The sequence below is a fragment of the Azoarcus sp. Soil_N_20 genome (assembly GCF_057656155.1).
The window spans coordinates 87,075-104,293 of the sequence record NZ_JBDGKX010000007.1; the positions used below are offsets into that span (position 1 = coordinate 87,075).

The window sequence follows — 17,219 nt, forward strand, 5'->3', positions numbered from 1 at the left end:
TTTTTTCATCCTGAGGCGGACATGTCCCACCAGAAAATCCTCATCCTCGACTTCGGCTCGCAGGTTTCCCAATTGATTGCCCGCCGGGTGCGCGAGCAGCAGGTCTACTGCGAACTGCATCCCTACGACGTCAGCGACGCGTTCATCCGCGACTTCGCGCCGCAGGGCATCATTCTTTCGGGCGGGCCGAACTCGGTCTACGAGGCGGAAGACTGGCGGGCTCCGCAGGCCGTATTCGAACTTGGGGTGCCGGTGCTCGGGATCTGCTACGGCATGCAGACCATGGCCTCGCAGCTCGGCGGCAAGGTCGAGAGTTCGGCCACGCGCGAGTTCGGCTACGCCGAGATGCGCGCACGCGGTCACTCGAAACTGTTCCGCGACATCCAGGACCGCGTCAATGACGAAGGGCACGGCCTGCTCGACGTATGGATGAGTCACGGTGACAAGGTCACCGGCGTCCCACCGGGCTTCAAGGTGATCGGCAGCAACGACTCCACCCCGATCGCGGCGATCGCCGATGAGGACCGTGGTTTCTATGGCGTACAGTTCCACCCCGAAGTCACCCACACGATCAAGGGCAAGGAGATCATCGGCCGCTTCGTGCACGACATCTGCGGTTGCGGCCACGACTGGAACATGCCCGACTACATCGCCGAGGCGGTGGAGCGGATCCGCGCCCAGGTCGGTGACGACGAGGTCATTCTCGGTCTTTCCGGCGGCGTCGACTCTTCGGTGGCTGCGGCGCTGATCCACCGCGCCATCGGCGACCAGCTCACCTGCGTGTTCGTCGATCACGGTCTGCTGCGCCTGAACGAAGGCAAGATGGTGATGGAGATGTTCGCCGGTCGCCTTCATGCCCGCGTGATCCATGTCGACGCGACGGCGCAGTTCATGGGCCATCTCGCTGGCGTCACCGACCCCGAGCAGAAACGCAAGATCATCGGCCGCGAGTTCGTCGAGGTGTTCCAGGCTGAAGCCGGGAAGCTCCCCAATGCCAAATGGCTCGCGCAGGGCACGATCTATCCCGACGTGATCGAATCCGGAGGCGCCAAGAACAAGAAGGCGCATACCATCAAGAGTCACCACAACGTCGGCGGCCTGCCCGAAACCCTGGGCCTGATGCTGCTCGAGCCGTTGCGCGAGCTGTTCAAGGACGAAGTACGCGAACTCGGTGTCGCGCTGGGCCTGCCGCACGACATGGTGTATCGCCATCCCTTCCCGGGGCCGGGCCTGGGCGTGCGCATCCTCGGTGAGGTCAAGACCGAGTTCGCCGATCTGCTGCGCCGAGCCGACGCCATCTTCATCGACGAACTGCGTGCCGCCGACTGGTACGACAAGACCAGCCAGGCGTTCGCCGTGTTCCTGCCGGTCAAGAGCGTCGGGGTGATGGGCGACGGCCGGACCTACGAGTACGTGGTCGCGCTGCGAGCGGTGCAGACCCAGGACTTCATGACCGCGCACTGGGCCGAACTGCCACACAGCCTGCTCGGCAAGGTCAGCAACCGCATCATCAACGAGGTGCGGGGGATCAACCGTGTGGTGTACGACATCTCGGGCAAGCCGCCGGCGACGATCGAGTGGGAGTGACCGGGACTGGTTGGTAATGTCCGGGGCTATACCGACCGGCATCACAGCTGAGGCTTCAAGATCCCGCGGTTGAGCGATAGGCTGCAAAACTTCAGTATCGCAAGGAACGCGGATCATCCCTCGCACGGGTGCGGCCAGGACAGCCGCGCGGAGGGGGATGGTGGTCGTTACCGGCGCCATCGTCCCGAGCAAACCCTTCCCGCTTGCGAACCGGGGGATCCATTCGGCGACACGGTCGGCAAGATGGCCGGCTTCAGTCTGCAGGCCGGGCTCGGCCCGGCGCGAGAAACCAGGCCTTCCGCATGCGGTGAACTGGAGGCTCTGGCTGATCTGCCTCGGCCGACCGCTCATTCCGGTTCATTGCAGCACCAAGATCCAGCGTTTTTCAGCTTCGAGCAGGCTGAACGCGCTACGCGATCGCGCTGGTGAGGACCGCGGCACCCTGAGGCCGCGACATGGCCCGTTCTTCGTTCCGTCGGACCTAAGAAGCCGTGTAGTAGGTCCACCGGCGCTCGCCCTGCTTGGTCAGCCGTCGGTCGTTGTGCAGCTTCTTCAACAAATAGGACGCCCTGCCATGATCAATCCGGAGCAGGGCCTGGGCGGCGGCGTTGTCGATGCGGCCATGGTCACGGGCGTAGTCCACCAGGGCATCCTCGTCGGTGGTATGCGGCGTCGGCGTGGCCTCGGGGATCGCTACGGGTGACCCGCTGAGGAAATGCAGATGACCGACGCCGATGGGCCCGCCGCGGCTCGCGATGAGCGCAAATTCGATCAGGTTCCTGAGCTCGCGCACGTTGCCCGGGTAGTCGTAGCGACACAGCGCCGCCATTGCCTCGCGGGTGATGCTCGGCCGCTCGCGTCCCATCTGCGCACCCAGCACGTGGAGGTAGTGCTCGGCCAGCAGGGGGATGTCCCCCGCCCGCTCGCGCAGGGGCGGCAGCGTGATCAGGTAGCCCCCCAGACGGTAGTACAGATCCTGGCGCAACTGCCTGTCATGCACCTTTGCACGGATGTCCGCATTGGTGGCGGCCACCACGCGCACGTCCACGCGCCGGCTTTCGCTGCCTCCGATAGGCGTCACCATCCCGTCTTCCAGCACGCGCAGCAGCTTTGCCTGGAGGGCGAGGGGCATGTCGCCGATCTCGTCAAGGAAGAGCGTGCCGCCGTCGGCCTTCACGAAGTAGCCGTAGCGGTCTCCGCTGGCGCCGGTGTAGGCCCCCTTCACGTGGCCGAAAAACTCCGCGTCAGCCAGCTCTGCAGGGATGGCCGAACAGTTGACGGCGACGAAGGGCTGGCCGCGCCGGGCGCTGCCATAGTGGATGGCACGGGAGATCAATTCCTTGCCGGTGCCGCTCTCCCCCAGCACCACAACGTTGGTGCGGGATGCCTCCTGCAGCCCGCGCACCTCGTCGAGCAGGCGGGCGGTGGCGACGCTCTGGCCGATGAAGGCGTCGATGCCCCAATGCTCCGCCTCCTGGCGAGTGAGTGTGGAGAGTCTTTCGTCAGCCAGGTGGAGGGCCTCCTCGACCTCCTTGCGGCGGTCTATCTGTTCCTGCAGTTCCCGGTTGAGGCTTTCGAGCTGGCGGTTCTTGTTCTGCAGTTCGCGCCGCTGGCGGGCGATGGTGAGGTGGGTGTTGATACGGGCCAGTACCTCACCGCCATGAAACGGCTTGGTGACGAAATCGATGCCTCCGGCGGCGAATCCGTCGATCTTGCTCTCCGTGTCGGTGAGCGCACTCATGAAGATCACCGGTACGTCGCAGGTGTTGCGGCGGGCCTTCAGATGCCGGCACATGGTGAATCCGTCCATGCCGGGCATCATCACGTCCAGCAACACCAGATCGGGGGGGCGCACGGCGGCGATTTCCAGCGCTTCCTGCCCGCCGGTGGCGACCGCCAGTTCCAGGCCGCTGTCAGCCAGGTAGTCCACCAGGACGTCCAGGTTGTCGGGTTGGTCGTCGACGATCAATACGAGGGGACTCGCGGCCATCCATCGCTCTTCCGTTAATTGGGGGCGAGTGTAAGCGAATATGAGGGATTTCGGCTGATCTATAAGCGGAAGCAGGTCGATCTATGCGAAGCTCAATGCTAACGATATGAAATTTAGAAGCTTATTTTCTGGCCCGCTTCATGCTCTGGTTGCTGGATACATTCCGTGGACAAATCCCGGCGCGGCATGCCGCAGCCAAACGAAACGATGCAGATTCCCGAAGCCAGCACCGACCACACCCCCACTGTGCTCGTCGTGGATGATATGCCGGCCAATCTCGACGTACTGGTGGAGCACCTCCAGCAGGAGCACATCGAGCTGATGGTGGCCTTGTCCGGCGAGGAAGGGCTCAATCTCGCCAGGGTGGCCCGCCCAGACCTGATCCTGCTGGACGTGATGATGCCGGGCATGGACGGCTACGAGGTATGCCGCCGCCTGAAGGAGGAGCCGGCGCTGAGGGACATCCCGGTGGTGTTCCTCACCGCCCTGGGCGAGGAAGTGGAGGTGGAGCGGGGCTTCGCCCTGGGCGCGGTGGACTACATCCACAAACCTTTCTCGATCCCCATCCTCAAGGCGCGCATGCGCAACCACCTGGCCCTCAAGCGCAAGAGCGACCTGCTGGCGGCGCTGGCCTGCACCGACGGCCTGACGGGCGTCGCCAACCGCCGCCATTTCGATACGATTTATACGAGCGAGCTCACCCGGGCCCGGCGCGCCGACCAGCCCTTTTCGCTGATCCTGATCGACGTGGATCACTTCAAGGACTACAACGATCGCTATGGCCACGGCGAGGGCGACAACTGCCTGAAGCAGGTGGCGCGCGCCCTGTGTGGCGCTCTCAAGCGGCCGGCCGATTTGGTGGCACGCTACGGCGGCGAGGAGTTCGTGACCTTGCTGCCGGAAACCTGCCTGGAAAGCGCCGCCGCGATCGCCGAACGCCTGCGCCGGGCGGTGGCCGACTTGGCGATTCCCCACGCTGCAAGCGCCGTCGTGGATCGGGTGACGATCAGCCTTGGCGTCGCCTGTGTCCCTGCACGGCAGTCGATGACGCCGCAGGAGCTGTTGCGCCGCGCCGACGCTCAGCTCTATGTCGCCAAGCGGGCAGGGCGTGACCGCGTCTCGGTCGACACCCCGGCGGCCGACGAGCAAAGCTGAAATGACAGGAAGATTTCCCTCCGCCATCCACACAGGAAGAAACGCGATGCCCAGAGTGCTCCGCGACGCGCTGCTCGCACTGGTAGCCTGCCCAGCCCTGGTGCTGATTGTCAGTTCCGATGCCCTGGGCGGGGACGACCCCGAACTGCTTGCCCTGATGACCCTGCTGGAGGAAGAGACCACGCTGGCCACGCAGACGCGCATGAATGCCGACTACGTCCCCGGCATGGTCAGCGTGCTCCAGGGCGACGATCTGCGGACCCGGGGGCTGTCCACGGTGGCCGATGCCCTCGGGCTGGTGGCCGGCTTCTACACTACCGTGAACAACGCCGGCGATACCCGCGTCATCGTGCGCGGCGCCGGCGCCACCCTCAATGCCAGCAATCTGAAGATCCTGATTGACGGCGTAGCGGTCAATCGAGCGACGGACGCATCCGCGGACTGGGCGCTGCGCCTGCCCATCAGCCAGGTGGATCGCATCGAGGTGATCCGAGGCCCGGGCTCGGCCCTGTACGGAGAGTTCGCCTTCGCCGGCGTGGTCAACGTCATCTCGCGCAAGGGCAACGGCGCCGGCGTTCAGGTCGGCAGTCACAATGCCCGTCAGGCGAACGGCTGGCTGGAGCGCAGCTTCGACAACGGCGCCAGCCTGCGGCTCAACCTCAGCGCCTGGCGCCATGACGACAGCGGCCTGCGCACCAACCGGGACAACTTCGCCAACAGTGGCCATGGCCACTCCCCTGGCCGGGTCTATGACAACGAACGGGGCCGCCTGCTGCTTTCCGAATTCGGCTACCAGGGCTACCGCCTGCAGTTGCAGCACGCGGTGGTCGAGCACGGCGGCTGGTACGGCCGCACCGCCGCCATGCCAAGGGATCTCGACCCGCGGGTGGAGAAAGTCACCAACGTCACCCTGAGCAAGACCTGGGAAATCACCGATCATTTCAGCCTGGGCGCGCTGCTGTCGAGCCTTGACACCGATCTGGCGAACGCCACCTACCTGCCCATTCCCGCCGGAATCAATCCTCCGGGTCCGGCGCCGGTCCGGAGGGCCGATGATTTTCGCCGCGACGGCAACAGCGACAGCACCCGCCGCGCCGAGATCAATCTGCGCTGGTCGGCCCTGGACGGCCATACGCTCTATATGGGCGCTGGCTACGCCCACAGCCGGGTCGAGGGGGCGTTCATGGAGCGCTTCGAGACGGGTCGGCCTGTGCGGCGGGGCACGCCTTCCGAAAACCGCGTGCTGGCCGGCTCGGAACGCCGGCTGAGGAGTTTCACGGTGCAGGACCAGTGGCAGCTGACCGACGCGCTGGAGCTGACCCTGGGCGTGCGCCACGACAATTACGATGACTGGGGCAGCCATACGTCGCCGCGCCTCGCCGCCGTGTGGCGCGCAGGTGAGCACCACATCTTCAAGGCCCAGTACGCCGAGGCCTTCCGTCCGCCCACGCTGGAGGAGCGCTACCCGGGCCCCGACGCCTTCCCCGGCGGCACGACGACCAGCGATCTGAAGGAAGAGCGCATCCGCTCCACGGAAGCCGCCTACATCTATCGCAAGGCCGGCCGCAAGCTGCGCACGACTCTGTTCCACACCCGCATCGACGACCTCATCGAGTTCTTCATCAACCCGGGCGATCCGCCGATCTGGCGCAACCGGGGTGACATCGAGACGCGCGGCGTTGAACTGGAATGGGAGCAGGAGATCAGCCGGCGCTGGAGCTGGTTCGCCAACGTCTCCTACGTGGACGCCGAGGACCGTCTGGACAGCGACGGCCGTCTGCTGGGGGCGGTGGACTGGCTGGGCAACCTGGGGGTCACCTGGCGCCGCGACGGCGGCACCAACCACTCCCTGCTTCTGCGCTACGTCGACGAGCAGGAAGGCTGGGAACTGCGGACCCGCACGCCCCACACCCCGCGGTTCGACGCCTACACCACCCTCGATTACACCTTCTCCTGGCGCGACGTCCTGGCGGTGGACGGCCTGAGGCTCGACGCCGGAATCAAGAATCTGACGGACCGGTCCTACGAGAGCGTCCCCACGCCGGCCCAGTATCCCGAGGGACTGACCCACGGCGAGCGCACCGTGTGGCTGCGCCTCGAGTACGCGTACCGATGACGTTTGTCGAACACCGTCGCGATGGACAAGCCGCCGGGACACGGCGAACGCCGACGCGGCGCCTTGTCGCCCTCCAGATCGCCCTGGCGGTGCTCCTGTTCTCCCTGCCCTGCGCCTCCCTGGTGGCCGATGCTTTCAGCGAGCGCCGTGCCTACGTTGGGCTGAAGCTGTTCCGTACCCTGGTGGCGGCCGACCTGGAGATCAGGAAGAAAGTCGCCGGCGACGGCACGCTGCCCATCTATCTGGTCTATGCGAACAGCGACAGTGCGGCGCTTGAGTACGAGCAGAACCTGCAAGCCAGCCTGCCGACCGTGCGCGACATCCCCGCGAGCGTCCGAGTGCTGCCGCTCGCCGACGTACTGCGGGATAGGCCACCGAGGCCGGCCGCCGTGTTCATCGCCCAACAACTGGACGACGCCGAGCTGGACCGCCTGATCCGCCACAGCATCGCCCGCCAGATCATCCTCTTCTCCCCCTTTGAGGGCGACGTGGAAAAGGGCGTGCTCGCCGGCTTGTCGGTGGAGGCGACGGTGCGGCCGCTCATCAACATGCAGACCTTGAACGCCAGCCAAGTGGCAATAAAGGACTTCTACCTCAAGGTCGCGAAACGGTATGAATCCAAGTAGGCCCCCGTCCCCGCTCGCCCGCCGCTTCGCCGGCTTCTTCCACGCGACCGGCACGTTGCGCACCCATCTGGTTGTCTGCGCGGTCTTCCTGCTTCTGTTTGCGTCCTTCCTCTTCTCCTTGGGGCGCTACTGGGAGGGTACCCTGGCGCCGCGTCTTTACCTGGCCGCCGAGACACAGGCCAAGATCCTGGCCCAGTCCCAGGCAGAGGCCCTGGCGCAAACGCTGGAGCACAGCACTCCCAGACACCTCGCACAGGAGCTTTACGACCGGGTGCAGGAGATGCTGATCGTGGAGGATCCGGCCATCGGCGGACGCATCGTGCTGGGCGTGGCCCTGCAGATCGACTACGACGCGGTGGCCGCCGAACGCGGCAGCCTGGACCTGCTGGAAGGCAACACCGCTTGCGCCGGCTGCTTCCGCACTTCCATTCCCCTGATCGACCAGAAGGGCGAACTGCTGGGCATCGCCGAATTTGGCATCAGCGACGGATATTTCCGCGCCCTCAGCCGGGAGATGAAATCCAAGCTCTACGCCGAATCGAGCATGGCCTTGGGCCTTCTGGCAGCGGTCTGGATCACCATGCTGGTGATGTTCCACCGCCTCCACGCCGCCAAAGAGGCGATCGAGGCCTCCGACCGTGCCAAGACCCGCTTCATGGCCAATGTCACCCACGAGCTGCGCACACCCTTGAACGCGATCCTCGGCTATACCCAGCTCTACAAGAAGGACGCGGCCCTCATGGCGACCAACGGCCAGGGCATCGAAACCATAGACCGCAGCGCCGAGCACCTGTTGCTTCTGATCAACGACATCCTGGACTTCTCGCGGGTGGACGAGGACAACCTCAGCCTCCACCCTCGGGAGGTGAGCCTGGCGGGGTTTCTCAACACTCTGGTGGAGATGGCCGACGTGAGTGCGCGGGTGAAGGGTCTGCGCTTCGAGCACGATTTTCCGGCCGAACTGCCGGCGGCAGTGGTGGTGGACGACAAGCGGCTTCGCCAAGTGCTGCTCAACCTGCTCGGCAACGCGGTCAAGTTCACCGAACGGGGAGGGGTGCGGCTTTCGGTCGCGAACCAGGGAAACACCGCCACCCGCGCACGCCTGCGCTTCAGCGTGCGCGACACCGGCATCGGCATCGCCGGCGGCGACCTCGCCAAGATCTTCATTCCCTTCCACCAGCTCGACAATCCCATCACCCGTGCCGAAGGCTCGGGCCTGGGGCTCACCATCAGCCAACGCTTGGTGCGCCTGATGGGCTCACAGCTCAAAGTCGAAAGCCGGCCCGGCCAAGGCAGCGCCTTCTGGTTCGACCTGGAGCTGCCCCTGCTGAAGGGCAGCGAGCCCGCAGCGGCGAGGCCGCCCGCAGCGGAGGCCAAACCTGTCGAAGAGGTTTTCGTGCTGCCCCGGGCGGAGACGCTCAACGCCCTGCTCGAGCAGACCAGACGCCACAACGTACTCGGGGTGAGAGCGCTGCTGAAAGAGCTGGAGAGCGAGGCCGGATACGCCGGCTTTGTCTGCTACATCCGGCCCTTCATCCGCCACTACCGCTTCAAGCAGTTGGCCGAATGGCTGGCGGGCAAGGGCGCGGAGTAGGCCGGCTTCGTTCGGAAACCCGAACACCCCCCGTCGCCACGCATCTGGTCATCGCTGACGGTGTCAGTTCGGGGCGATGAGATGTTCACCGACATGAAGTTGAAGGCGCTGAAACCCACGGAAAAGATCTACAAGGCCGGCTTGCTCAGCCTTGAGAGCGCCTGATCGACTGCGCCCGTGTGCCCATGTGCAGGAACGCCTTGGGCGACACCAGTCCTCCCTCGGGCAGGGATCGGGCGTGGAGCAGGATGGCTTCGGGGGAGCGTCTTCATGGATACCTCGCGTTGTGAGAATCATATGAGTTTCTGACATCACACACAGAACGCGCGACCGTCGCCTTAAGCGGTAATCTCTTATATGATCAATCGTAGCAAGATGTTCGATGTGTTCTGTGACTTCAGCCGACCTGCGCGCCTTCGGTCCAGATCGCATCGATAGATGCCTATTGATGGGCTGGTGCAGGCGCCGCGCAAGAGCGCTCATTGTTTGACGGTGGAAGTGACGGTAGACGTTGTTATGCGAGGACAGAACGCTAGGTTTTATGCGGGTTTATAGATCCTGGAAAGAATTGAGTGGGAGTGACCAATCGCGCCATTTTTCGGCTGCGGTAGCGCGCCGGCATAGGCGCTCGCATCATCACGCGGCAGTGACTGCGAGCGGTGTTACGAGTGATGAAAGGATGCCCTTTCATGCGGTTGCAAGCCCCCGCAGATGATCATGTGCGCGTGGTGGAGGCGAAATGTCCGAGCAGCTTTCGCACCCGGCCTTCGGGGCCCCCCGGCCGTCCAGCGATCGCTTGTTCTTCGCGATCCGCCCCGACATGGAGGCCGCCATGCGTATCGACCGGCTTGCGCGGAGTCTGCGTGGCAAGCACGGGCTGAAGGGCAAGCCGCTCGGGGTCGAGCGTTTCCACGTCACGCTGTACTACGTCGGCGATTTTTCCGGGCTGCCGCAGGGTGTGATCGAAGCGGCCCGCGACGCCGCCCAGGCCTTGACCGCCATCGCGCCGTTCGTGCTCGGGTTCGACCGGGTGGCGAGCTTTTCCCGTCGGCCGCGCAACATGCCCCTGGTTCTGCTGGGAGGCGACCCGCTGCTTGCCTTGAAGCGCTTCCAGCTCGCCCTCGCGACCGCGATGGAAAACGCCGGAATCGGGCGTGGCGCGGGCGCCCACTACACCCCGCACCTGACACTGCTATATGACGATCGTTATGTGGCCGACAAAATGATCGAGCCGATCGCCTGGTCCGCGCGCGAGTTCTGTCTGATGCGGAGTCTGATCGGTCGAGGCCGGCATGAAGCGCTCTGGTGCCTGCCGCTGCACGGGTGAATCCTGCTGCCGGTTCTGTGGGTGTCGGAGCGCGGGGTATTGACGATTCGCGAGCCGTGACTAAGCGGACGAGTCGGGTAAACTGGCGATTCCACAACCGGCCGGAAAATGATGGACGACGAAGATTTCATGCGCGCAGCCCTCGACCAGGCGAGGGAGGCGGGTGCTTGCGGAGAGGTGCCGGTGGGTGCGGTGGTGGTGCTCGACGGCGAGATCGTCGGGCGCGGCTTCAATCAGCCGATCGGTCGCCGCGACCCGACCGCGCATGCCGAGGTGATGGCGCTGCGCGATGCGGCGCAGCGCCTGGGTAACTACCGGCTGCCTGGCTGCCAGCTCTATGTGACGCTCGAGCCCTGTGCGATGTGCTCCGGCGCCATCATGCACGCGCGCATAGAGCGGGTGGTTTTCGGTGCGCGCGACCCCAAGACCGGCGTGGCGGGGAGCGTGATCGATCTGTTTGCCGAGGCGCGTCTGAACCATCACGCCACCATCGTCGGTGGCCTACTCGCAGACGAGTGCGGGGGCATGCTGTCGGCCTTCTTCGCCGCGCGCCGCAACAAGACCTTGCTTGCCTGAGCGCGCCATGAAGATTCGGATCGACATCGGTCGGCAGTGTCTCGAACTCTTCGACCGGGCCGGCTGTTGCCTTCGCCGCTATACGGTGTCAACCGCGACCAACGGTGCCGGCGAGGTGCAGGACAGCGGGTGCACGCCACGCGGACGCCATCGTATCCGCGCCCGGATCGGCGCCGGTGCGCCCGACGGGGCCGTCTTTCGTGGCCGCCGCCAGACCGGCGAGATCTGGTCGGCCGGATTCGCGGCGGCGCACCCGGGACGCGACTGGATTCTTTCCCGCATTCTGTGGTTGTGCGGTGAACAGCCGGGTGTCAATCGCGGCGGCCGGGTGGACAGCATGCGGCGCTACATCTATATCCACGGCACCGGCGACGATCAGCCGATGGGCGTGCCGCGTTCGCACGGCTGCATCCGGATGCGCAACCGCGACGTGATCGAGTTGTTCGACCTGGTCGCGGTCGGAACCGTGGTCGAGATTGTCGAATGAATGCCATCACCGTGGAATTGCTGGACTGGCACGACGCCGCCCTGCAGGCGACGCCATTGCGCGAGCGTGTGTTCGTGATCGAGCAGGGGGTGCCGGCGGACATGGAACTCGATGCGTTCGATGCGGTGTCGTGCCATGCCCTTGCCACCTCCGCGAGCGGGGACGTGATCGGCACCGGGCGCCTGCTGCCCGACGGACATATCGGCCGGATGGCGGTCGATGCGGCGTGGCGCTGCCGGGGGGTAGGAGGCCAGATGCTCGAGGCGCTGGTCGCCGAGGGGTTCAGGCGCGGAATGGGGTCCCTGGCGTTGAATGCCCAGGTCGGCGCAATCGATTTCTACCGTCGCCACGGCTTTGCGGCCGAGGGCGATGTCTTCATGGAAGCGGGGATTGCCCACCAGACCATGCGTCGATCGTATAGCGGTGGCTGACCGAACTGCGCAGGCTGCCGTTCTCCGCCCACGTCCATTCGGTGAAGCGCGCTTCACCCGTCCGGCTGAGTGTGATCAGGCTGGAGCAACGGGTGCCGTAGCCGGGGGCGCGGATGAAGGCTGGCGCCAGCCAGCGCTCCCATTCGAGACTCACGCCGGTTTGCGGAAGGTGGTGATCAGGCACTGCACTGGTGTCTCGCAACAGGTCGACGAAGGCGGTCGTGGCCGGTAGCGTGGGCAGCGCCGCGGAAAATGCTTCCCGTGCCAGCCTGAGTTTGGGCCATGGCGAATCGAGCAGGTGGTTCGACAGCCCATAGACGCCCGGCTCGAGGAGACGCACCGCACCGGTGGTGCTTTCATGAATCCCGAGCCGGGCGCCGTCACCGACCAGCAGGTTGAAGCCGGCATAGGCGGCGCTGCCGAGCGCGAGATGGTCGAGGCTTGTCCGTGCGTCCGTCGATGCCTCGAGCGCCGCGCGCACGAGCGCGCCGCGCGATGGCAGGCCGGGACGGCGTTGTTCCGGATCGCGATAATTGGTCAGTGCGGCAAACCGCCCCGACCGGGTCAATCCCAACCACGTGCCGCCGGCCTCGAGATCACGCCCTGCGAGCAGGTCGGGACTGTCGTTCCACCAGTGCGCCGGCGACGCGGGGCGATCGAGGAATTCGTCGCGATTGGCGGCCACGACCAGCGGATAGTCGGGGTGCGCCTGCCACGCCAGCACGATCAGACACATTCAACGAAGCACTCGAGATGGCGGGCGGACCCGGGCTGTACCAGCTCGCCTACCCGATGGTGCTCGAGCTCCTCGCGCAAGATCTGTTCGAACGCCTCGGGGGTGTCGACGTTCTCGTAGACCTCCATCCAGGTCGCGTCTTCGTGGAATCGGGAGAAGAGACGCCCGCGCACCCCCGTGCGTCGCTCGAGTGCGGCCTGCATGCTCCGGACGCTGGTATGGGCGTCGTCAAGATCCAGTCCGTCCCTGATCCGGTAGTAGATGAAGTAGTTTTTGAGCACCGATGTATCCACGAGTTGTGATGTTGGTCGTGCGGGGTCCGTTCAGGGCGGGCCCCCGTCAGTCGTCAGCGGGTCAGGGCAGATTGTAGGGCAGGTCGAGAAAGCTCAGCAGGGGGCCGTCGGGGGCGCCGTAACGGACATCGCCAGACTCTGCGCAACCGCTCTGCATCACCGCCAGCGCCTCGAAGCCCCCTCCGGCCAGTGGTGCGACATTGACCAGTTTTCCTGCCGACTGTTCACCGAACGCGGGGGCGTAGAGATCGCTGCCGGCGGCCGGTGTCGTTCCCGCCGGGAGGGCGACGCGATACATGCGCTTCTTGAGTTTGCCCAGATACTGGGTGCGGGCGACGATCTCCTGTCCCGGATAGCATCCCTTCTGGAAGCTCACCCCGCCGATGACCTCGTAGTTGAGCATCTGGGCGACGAATTCCTCTTGTGTCGCGGCGGTGATCAGCGGCAGCCCGGCGCGGATCGTGGCCAGTTGCCAGGCGTCGGTTCCGGCCTTCGTGGCACCGGCGGCAGTGAGGCCGGCGAACAGGTCCGCGGCCGCGTCGGCCGCGGTGACGACGACGAAAAGCTGGGCGTCGAGGCGAATGATCCGGACATCGCCGTCAGTGCACTGCTGCATGTCGGCGGTCGGCGCGGGCAGTCCGGCACGTTGCAGGCAGCCACCGGCATCGGCGCCGGCGAGGCCGATCAGTGCGCGCTCCGCGCTGACATCGACCAGCTTGACCTTGCTGCGCAGGATGTACATCGACAGCTTCTTGTGGATCATCGGCAGGATATCGGCCGAAAGTGCAAGGCTGTGCCCCTCCGCTTCCCGCCACAACAGGAAGCTGGCCAGCATGCGTCCCTTCGGGCTGTTGAAGCTGCTCCACTGCACGGCTTCCGGCGCGAGCTTGTTCACGTCGTTGGAGAACAGGTTGTGCAGATAGGGCGCGGAGTCGGGGCCGATGCTGTGGAGCAGGCCGAGATGAAGCAAGGGCACGGCTACCGTGCCGGTGTCCGGTGTCGCAGCGTCGGCCTCCGATGCCGCAAAGGAGACGCTGTCATTGTCGAGGGTGGCGCCCTCGCGGGCAAGGTAGTCGGTCCAGGCGGTCATGGTCGTCGTTCTGTCAGGTAGTCGGAAGGCAGGGTGCCAGGGCCGTCGGCCGGGGCAATGAAGTATTATAGGGCCCCGCCGCAGTCCGGCAGTTGACCGCAAGCGTAGCGCCTTTCCGTGCTTGCCTGCCAGCCCAGCGGCACGATTCGAAACACCGATGAAAAAAGTCATCCTTCGCCTGCTTGTCCTCGCCGTCCTGACCTCCGCCGCCGTCGTGGCCGGGGGGTGGTGGTTTGCCCATCAGCCGCTCACGCTCAGGCAGCCGGTTGTCGATTTCACCGTTCAGCGCGGCGCGAACATGCGCCAGGCCGCCGCCACCATAACGGCCGCCGGGGTCGGGGTACGGCCGACGCTGCTCTACTGGCTGGCCCGCCTCTCGGGCAAGGCGGAGCGGATCAAGGCCGGCAGCTACGAAGTGCACGAGGGGATCACCCCGTGGCTGCTGCTGCTCAAGCTGTCCAGTGGCGACGTTTCGCAGGGCGAGTTGCTGCTGGTGGAGGGCTGGAATTTTCGTCAGGTCCGTGCCGCGGTCGAGGCCCATCCGTTTCTCGAAGCAGACACCGTCGGGCTGAGCGAGCAGGAGATCCTGAAGCGGATCGGTACCCCCTACGCTCACCCGGAGGGCTTGTTCTTTCCGGATACCTATCTCTTCGACAAACGTTCGAGTGCGCTTGCGCTGCTGGCCCGCGCACATCAGGCGATGCAGGGACGACTCGACGAGGCGTGGGCTGCGCGCGATCCGTCTTCGCCGCTCGGATCGCCCTACGAAGCGCTCATTCTGGCGTCGATCATCGAGAAGGAGACCGGGCGTCCGGAGGATCGCGGCCTGGTGGCGTCGGTGTTCGCCAATCGCCTGCGCATCGGAATGCGCCTGCAGACCGACCCCACCGTGATCTACGGCCTGGATGCGCGGTTCGACGGCAGGTTGCGGCGCCATCACCTCGACACCGATCACCCGTGGAACACCTACACCCGCACCGGCCTGCCGCCGAGCCCGATCGCGATGCCGGGCCTGGACTCGCTGCGTGCAGCGGTCAACCCGGACAAGTCGGACTTTCTCTACTTCGTTTCGCGGGGTGATGGCAGCAGCCACTTCTCGCGTGACCTGAATGAACACAATCGCGCGGTGGATCGCTACCAGCGCGGAGGAGCGGGGAGTTGACTGCAACGGCTGACAAAGGACGCTTCATCACATTCGAAGGCATCGACGGTGCTGGCAAGAGCAGCCAGATCAGCGCGGTGGTCGAGCGGCTGCGCGCACGTGGAGTCGTGGTCGATCAGTCACGCGAACCGGGCGGTACGCCCCTTGGCGAGCGTCTGCGGGAGCTGTTGCTGCACGAACCGATGCATCTGGAGACCGAGGCGATGCTGATGTTCGCCGCCCGTCGCGAGCACCTGGCGGCGCGGGTCCTCCCTGCCCTCGAGGCGGGCGCCTGGGTGGTCTGCGATCGGTTTTCCGATGCCACCTATGCCTATCAGGTTGGCGGTCGCGGGCTGGCGGCGGAAAAATTCAGCGCACTCGAGGCCTGGGTTCACCCCGGCTTTCAGCCCGACCTCACGCTGATCTTCGATCTGCCGCCGGAGATCGCGGCGGGCCGTATTGCGTCGACCGGCGTCGATCCGGACCGCTTCGAGCGCGAGCAGCGCGGATTTTTCGTCCGGGTCAGGGCGGCCTACCTCGACCGCGCGCGCCAGGCGCCGGAGCGTATCCGCGTCATCGACGCCAACCGCCCTCCCGAGCAAATCCGCGCCGAGATCGAGGCGCTCATCGACGAGCGCTGGTTCTCATGATTCACCCCTGGCTCGAGCCCGCCTGGGCGCGTCTGGTCAGCTTGAAGGAGCGTTTGCCGCATGCTCTGTTGTTCGTCGGCGCACCCGGTCTCGGCAAACGTGACCTGGTGGAGGCCCTGGGTGCCCGCCTGCTGTGCGATGCGCCGGCCGACGATGGGCACGCCTGCGGCCAGTGCGCCGCGTGTCAGTGGCGGCTGTCGGGCAATCACCCTGACTTGTATCGGGTCATTCCCGCCGCGGTGGCCGATCAAGGCGAGACCAGCGAGGGGAGCGAGGGGCCCGCCGAGAGTGGTACGGGAAAGGCCAAATCCAGCCAGATCGTCATCGACCAGATCCGCGAGTTGCAGTCGGCGCTGGCGGTCACCGGGCACCATGGTGCGCAGCGCGTGGTGATCCTCGAGCCGGCCGAAGCGATGAATGCGTTTACTGCCAACGCCCTGCTCAAGCTGCTGGAGGAGCCGCCGGTCGGCTGTACCTTTCTGCTTGTTTCTTCGGCGCCGCGCAAGCTGTTGCCGACCATCCGCAGCCGCTGCCAGCTGTGGAGCATCCCGCACCCCGACGCCGCGAACCTCGACCGCTGGCAAGCCGCCGAAGGGCGCACCCTCGACGCCTTGCTCGCACTGTCCGGCGGCATTCCGCTTGCTGCGACGCGGCTCGCCGAACAGGGCGGTGCGGCGCTGCTCGACCGTTTCCTGCGCGACCTCACCGCGGCCGATCCCGACATGTTGAAACTGGCCGGGCAGTGGGAGGCCTGGTTGAAGTCCAAGGAAGCCTTGGCGGCAGGCTTCGGGCTGACCACCCTGGTGGACTGGATGCAGCGCTGGGTTGCCGATCTGGCAGCGTTGCGACTCGGCGGCAGGATTCGCTTCTTTCCGGCCCAGGAGGCCGTGTTGTCCGCGCTGGCCAGCCGCTCGAGCGTGGCGGCGGCGAGCAACTGTTACAATGAGCTTGCCCAGATTAGACGAGTGGCCGCCCACCCGCTCAATCTTCGCCTTTTTCTCGAGGACATGCTGATGCGCTATGCCCGTGCTGTGAGAGGAACCCGGACTTGAGCGAAATTCCACGCCCCCATGTTGCGCGCCCGAGCGTGCTGTCGCTGAACATCAACTCTAAGTCGGCGCTGTACGCGGCCTATATGCCGTTTCTCGCCAACGGGGGGATCTTCGTCCCCACACCCAAGCCCTACGGCCTCGGCGACGAGGTGTTCATGCTGTTGCAGTTGATGGATGACCCCACCAAGCACCCGGTTGCCGGTTCGGTGGTCTGGGTGACCCCGTCGGGGGCGCAGGGTGGCAAGACGCCGGGGATTGGAGTCCATTTTTCTGCCGACGAATCCGGCCTCGCCCTGCGGCACCGGATCGAGCAGATTCTTGCCGGCCACCTCGGCTCCAATCGACCCACCCATACACTCTGAGCCTTG

General features: G+C 65.5%; 17 protein-coding genes. 13 read left to right on the plus strand and 4 right to left on the minus strand.

The annotated features are described in order from the left end of the window. The first annotated feature begins 21 nt into the window (after window positions 1-21). Complete coding sequence (gene guaA, locus AC3A35_RS15180; protein WP_487436995.1) at window positions 22-1,587, plus strand: glutamine-hydrolyzing GMP synthase; 1,566 nt, start codon at window positions 22-24, stop codon at window positions 1,585-1,587. 481 nt (window positions 1,588-2,068) lie between these two features. Here guaA and AC3A35_RS15185 read toward each other — a convergent pair whose 3' ends face one another. Then, window positions 2,069-3,577, minus strand: a complete 1,509-nt coding sequence (locus AC3A35_RS15185; RefSeq protein ID WP_487436996.1) for a sigma 54-interacting transcriptional regulator — start codon at window positions 3,575-3,577, stop codon at window positions 2,069-2,071. Between the two features lie 165 nt (window positions 3,578-3,742). On the opposite strand from AC3A35_RS15185, the gene AC3A35_RS15190 reads away from it, so the two are divergent. From AC3A35_RS15190 to AC3A35_RS15225, 8 genes are all read left to right on the plus strand, one after another. Continuing rightward, on the plus strand, window positions 3,743-4,732 hold the full coding sequence (locus tag AC3A35_RS15190) for a diguanylate cyclase (RefSeq protein WP_487436998.1): 990 nt from the start codon (window positions 3,743-3,745) through the stop codon (window positions 4,730-4,732). 46 nt (window positions 4,733-4,778) lie between these two features. Next, a complete protein-coding gene (locus AC3A35_RS15195; protein WP_487436999.1) occupies window positions 4,779-6,848 on the plus strand; it encodes a TonB-dependent receptor plug domain-containing protein in 2,070 nt (689 codons plus the stop codon). Then, complete coding sequence (locus tag AC3A35_RS15200; protein WP_487437000.1) at window positions 6,845-7,474, plus strand: hypothetical protein; 630 nt, start codon at window positions 6,845-6,847, stop codon at window positions 7,472-7,474. The genes AC3A35_RS15195 and AC3A35_RS15200 overlap by 4 nt, the downstream gene beginning before the upstream one ends. Continuing rightward, window positions 7,461-9,068: a sensor histidine kinase gene (locus AC3A35_RS15205; RefSeq protein ID WP_487437001.1), complete on the plus strand. Its 1,608-nt coding sequence runs from the start codon at window positions 7,461-7,463 to the stop codon at window positions 9,066-9,068. Before AC3A35_RS15200 ends, AC3A35_RS15205 begins: the two co-directional genes overlap by 14 nt. Before the next feature lie 739 nt (window positions 9,069-9,807). Beyond that, window positions 9,808-10,395: a 2'-5' RNA ligase family protein gene (locus AC3A35_RS15210; protein WP_487437002.1), complete on the plus strand. Its 588-nt coding sequence runs from the start codon at window positions 9,808-9,810 to the stop codon at window positions 10,393-10,395. A gap of 111 nt (window positions 10,396-10,506) precedes the next feature. Further along, window positions 10,507-10,971, plus strand: coding sequence for a tRNA adenosine(34) deaminase TadA (gene tadA, locus AC3A35_RS15215; RefSeq protein ID WP_487437266.1), 465 nt, complete (start codon window positions 10,507-10,509; stop codon window positions 10,969-10,971). A gap of 7 nt (window positions 10,972-10,978) precedes the next feature. After that, window positions 10,979-11,458: a L,D-transpeptidase family protein gene (locus AC3A35_RS15220; protein WP_487437003.1), complete on the plus strand. Its 480-nt coding sequence runs from the start codon at window positions 10,979-10,981 to the stop codon at window positions 11,456-11,458. Next, entirely contained in the window at window positions 11,455-11,889 is a 435-nt protein-coding gene (locus tag AC3A35_RS15225; RefSeq protein ID WP_487437004.1) for a GNAT family N-acetyltransferase, read from the plus strand. Before AC3A35_RS15220 ends, AC3A35_RS15225 begins: the two co-directional genes overlap by 4 nt. Here AC3A35_RS15225 and AC3A35_RS15230 read toward each other — a convergent pair. The 3 genes from AC3A35_RS15230 to ygfZ form a co-directional block, all read right to left on the minus strand. Next, window positions 11,834-12,625, minus strand: coding sequence for an NRDE family protein (locus AC3A35_RS15230; RefSeq protein ID WP_487437006.1), 792 nt, complete (start codon window positions 12,623-12,625; stop codon window positions 11,834-11,836). The two genes, AC3A35_RS15225 and AC3A35_RS15230, sit on opposite strands and share 56 nt — an antisense overlap. Continuing rightward, window positions 12,616-12,906 (minus strand): DUF4936 family protein, encoded by a 291-nt coding sequence (locus tag AC3A35_RS15235; protein ID WP_487437007.1) that lies wholly within the window; start codon window positions 12,904-12,906, stop codon window positions 12,616-12,618. The genes AC3A35_RS15230 and AC3A35_RS15235 overlap by 10 nt, the downstream gene beginning before the upstream one ends. Before the next feature lie 73 nt (window positions 12,907-12,979). Further along, window positions 12,980-14,008: a CAF17-like 4Fe-4S cluster assembly/insertion protein YgfZ gene (gene ygfZ, locus AC3A35_RS15240; protein ID WP_487437008.1), complete on the minus strand. Its 1,029-nt coding sequence runs from the start codon at window positions 14,006-14,008 to the stop codon at window positions 12,980-12,982. A gap of 157 nt (window positions 14,009-14,165) precedes the next feature. Between ygfZ and mltG the strand changes: the two genes are divergently transcribed. The 4 genes from mltG to AC3A35_RS15260 are packed head-to-tail and all read left to right on the plus strand — an operon-like array spanning window position 14,166 to window position 17,213. Then, window positions 14,166-15,170 (plus strand): endolytic transglycosylase MltG, encoded by a 1,005-nt coding sequence (mltG, locus tag AC3A35_RS15245; RefSeq protein ID WP_487437009.1) that lies wholly within the window; start codon window positions 14,166-14,168, stop codon window positions 15,168-15,170. Further along, window positions 15,167-15,799, plus strand: a complete 633-nt coding sequence (gene tmk, locus AC3A35_RS15250) for a dTMP kinase (RefSeq protein WP_487437010.1) — start codon at window positions 15,167-15,169, stop codon at window positions 15,797-15,799. Before mltG ends, tmk begins: the two co-directional genes overlap by 4 nt. Beyond that, a complete protein-coding gene (gene holB, locus AC3A35_RS15255; RefSeq protein ID WP_487437011.1) occupies window positions 15,796-16,851 on the plus strand; it encodes a DNA polymerase III subunit delta' in 1,056 nt (351 codons plus the stop codon). The genes tmk and holB overlap by 4 nt, the downstream gene beginning before the upstream one ends. After that, the gene (locus tag AC3A35_RS15260; RefSeq protein ID WP_487437012.1) at window positions 16,848-17,213 is read left to right on the plus strand and encodes a PilZ domain-containing protein; all 366 of its coding nucleotides are present in this window, start codon (window positions 16,848-16,850) and stop codon (window positions 17,211-17,213) included. The genes holB and AC3A35_RS15260 overlap by 4 nt, the downstream gene beginning before the upstream one ends. Window positions 17,214-17,219 lie beyond the last annotated feature (6 nt).

Coding starts and splice junctions, on each gene's coding strand:
- AC3A35_RS15230 (WP_487437006.1), bottom strand. CDS start 12,625: ATGTGTCTGATCGTGCTGGCGTGGCAGGCGCACCCCGACTATCCGCTG.
- holB (WP_487437011.1), top strand. CDS start 15,796: ATGATTCACCCCTGGCTCGAGCCCGCCTGGGCGCGTCTGGTCAGCTTG.
- AC3A35_RS15185 (WP_487436996.1), bottom strand. CDS start 3,577: ATGGCCGCGAGTCCCCTCGTATTGATCGTCGACGACCAACCCGACAAC.
- AC3A35_RS15205 (WP_487437001.1), top strand. CDS start 7,461: ATGAATCCAAGTAGGCCCCCGTCCCCGCTCGCCCGCCGCTTCGCCGGC.
- AC3A35_RS15225 (WP_487437004.1), top strand. CDS start 11,455: ATGAATGCCATCACCGTGGAATTGCTGGACTGGCACGACGCCGCCCTG.
- mltG (WP_487437009.1), top strand. CDS start 14,166: ATGAAAAAAGTCATCCTTCGCCTGCTTGTCCTCGCCGTCCTGACCTCC.
- AC3A35_RS15220 (WP_487437003.1), top strand. CDS start 10,979: ATGAAGATTCGGATCGACATCGGTCGGCAGTGTCTCGAACTCTTCGAC.
- AC3A35_RS15195 (WP_487436999.1), top strand. CDS start 4,779: ATGCCCAGAGTGCTCCGCGACGCGCTGCTCGCACTGGTAGCCTGCCCA.
- AC3A35_RS15200 (WP_487437000.1), top strand. CDS start 6,845: ATGACGTTTGTCGAACACCGTCGCGATGGACAAGCCGCCGGGACACGG.
- ygfZ (WP_487437008.1), bottom strand. CDS start 14,008: ATGACCGCCTGGACCGACTACCTTGCCCGCGAGGGCGCCACCCTCGAC.
- tadA (WP_487437266.1), top strand. CDS start 10,507: ATGGACGACGAAGATTTCATGCGCGCAGCCCTCGACCAGGCGAGGGAG.
- guaA (WP_487436995.1), top strand. CDS start 22: ATGTCCCACCAGAAAATCCTCATCCTCGACTTCGGCTCGCAGGTTTCC.
- AC3A35_RS15210 (WP_487437002.1), top strand. CDS start 9,808: ATGTCCGAGCAGCTTTCGCACCCGGCCTTCGGGGCCCCCCGGCCGTCC.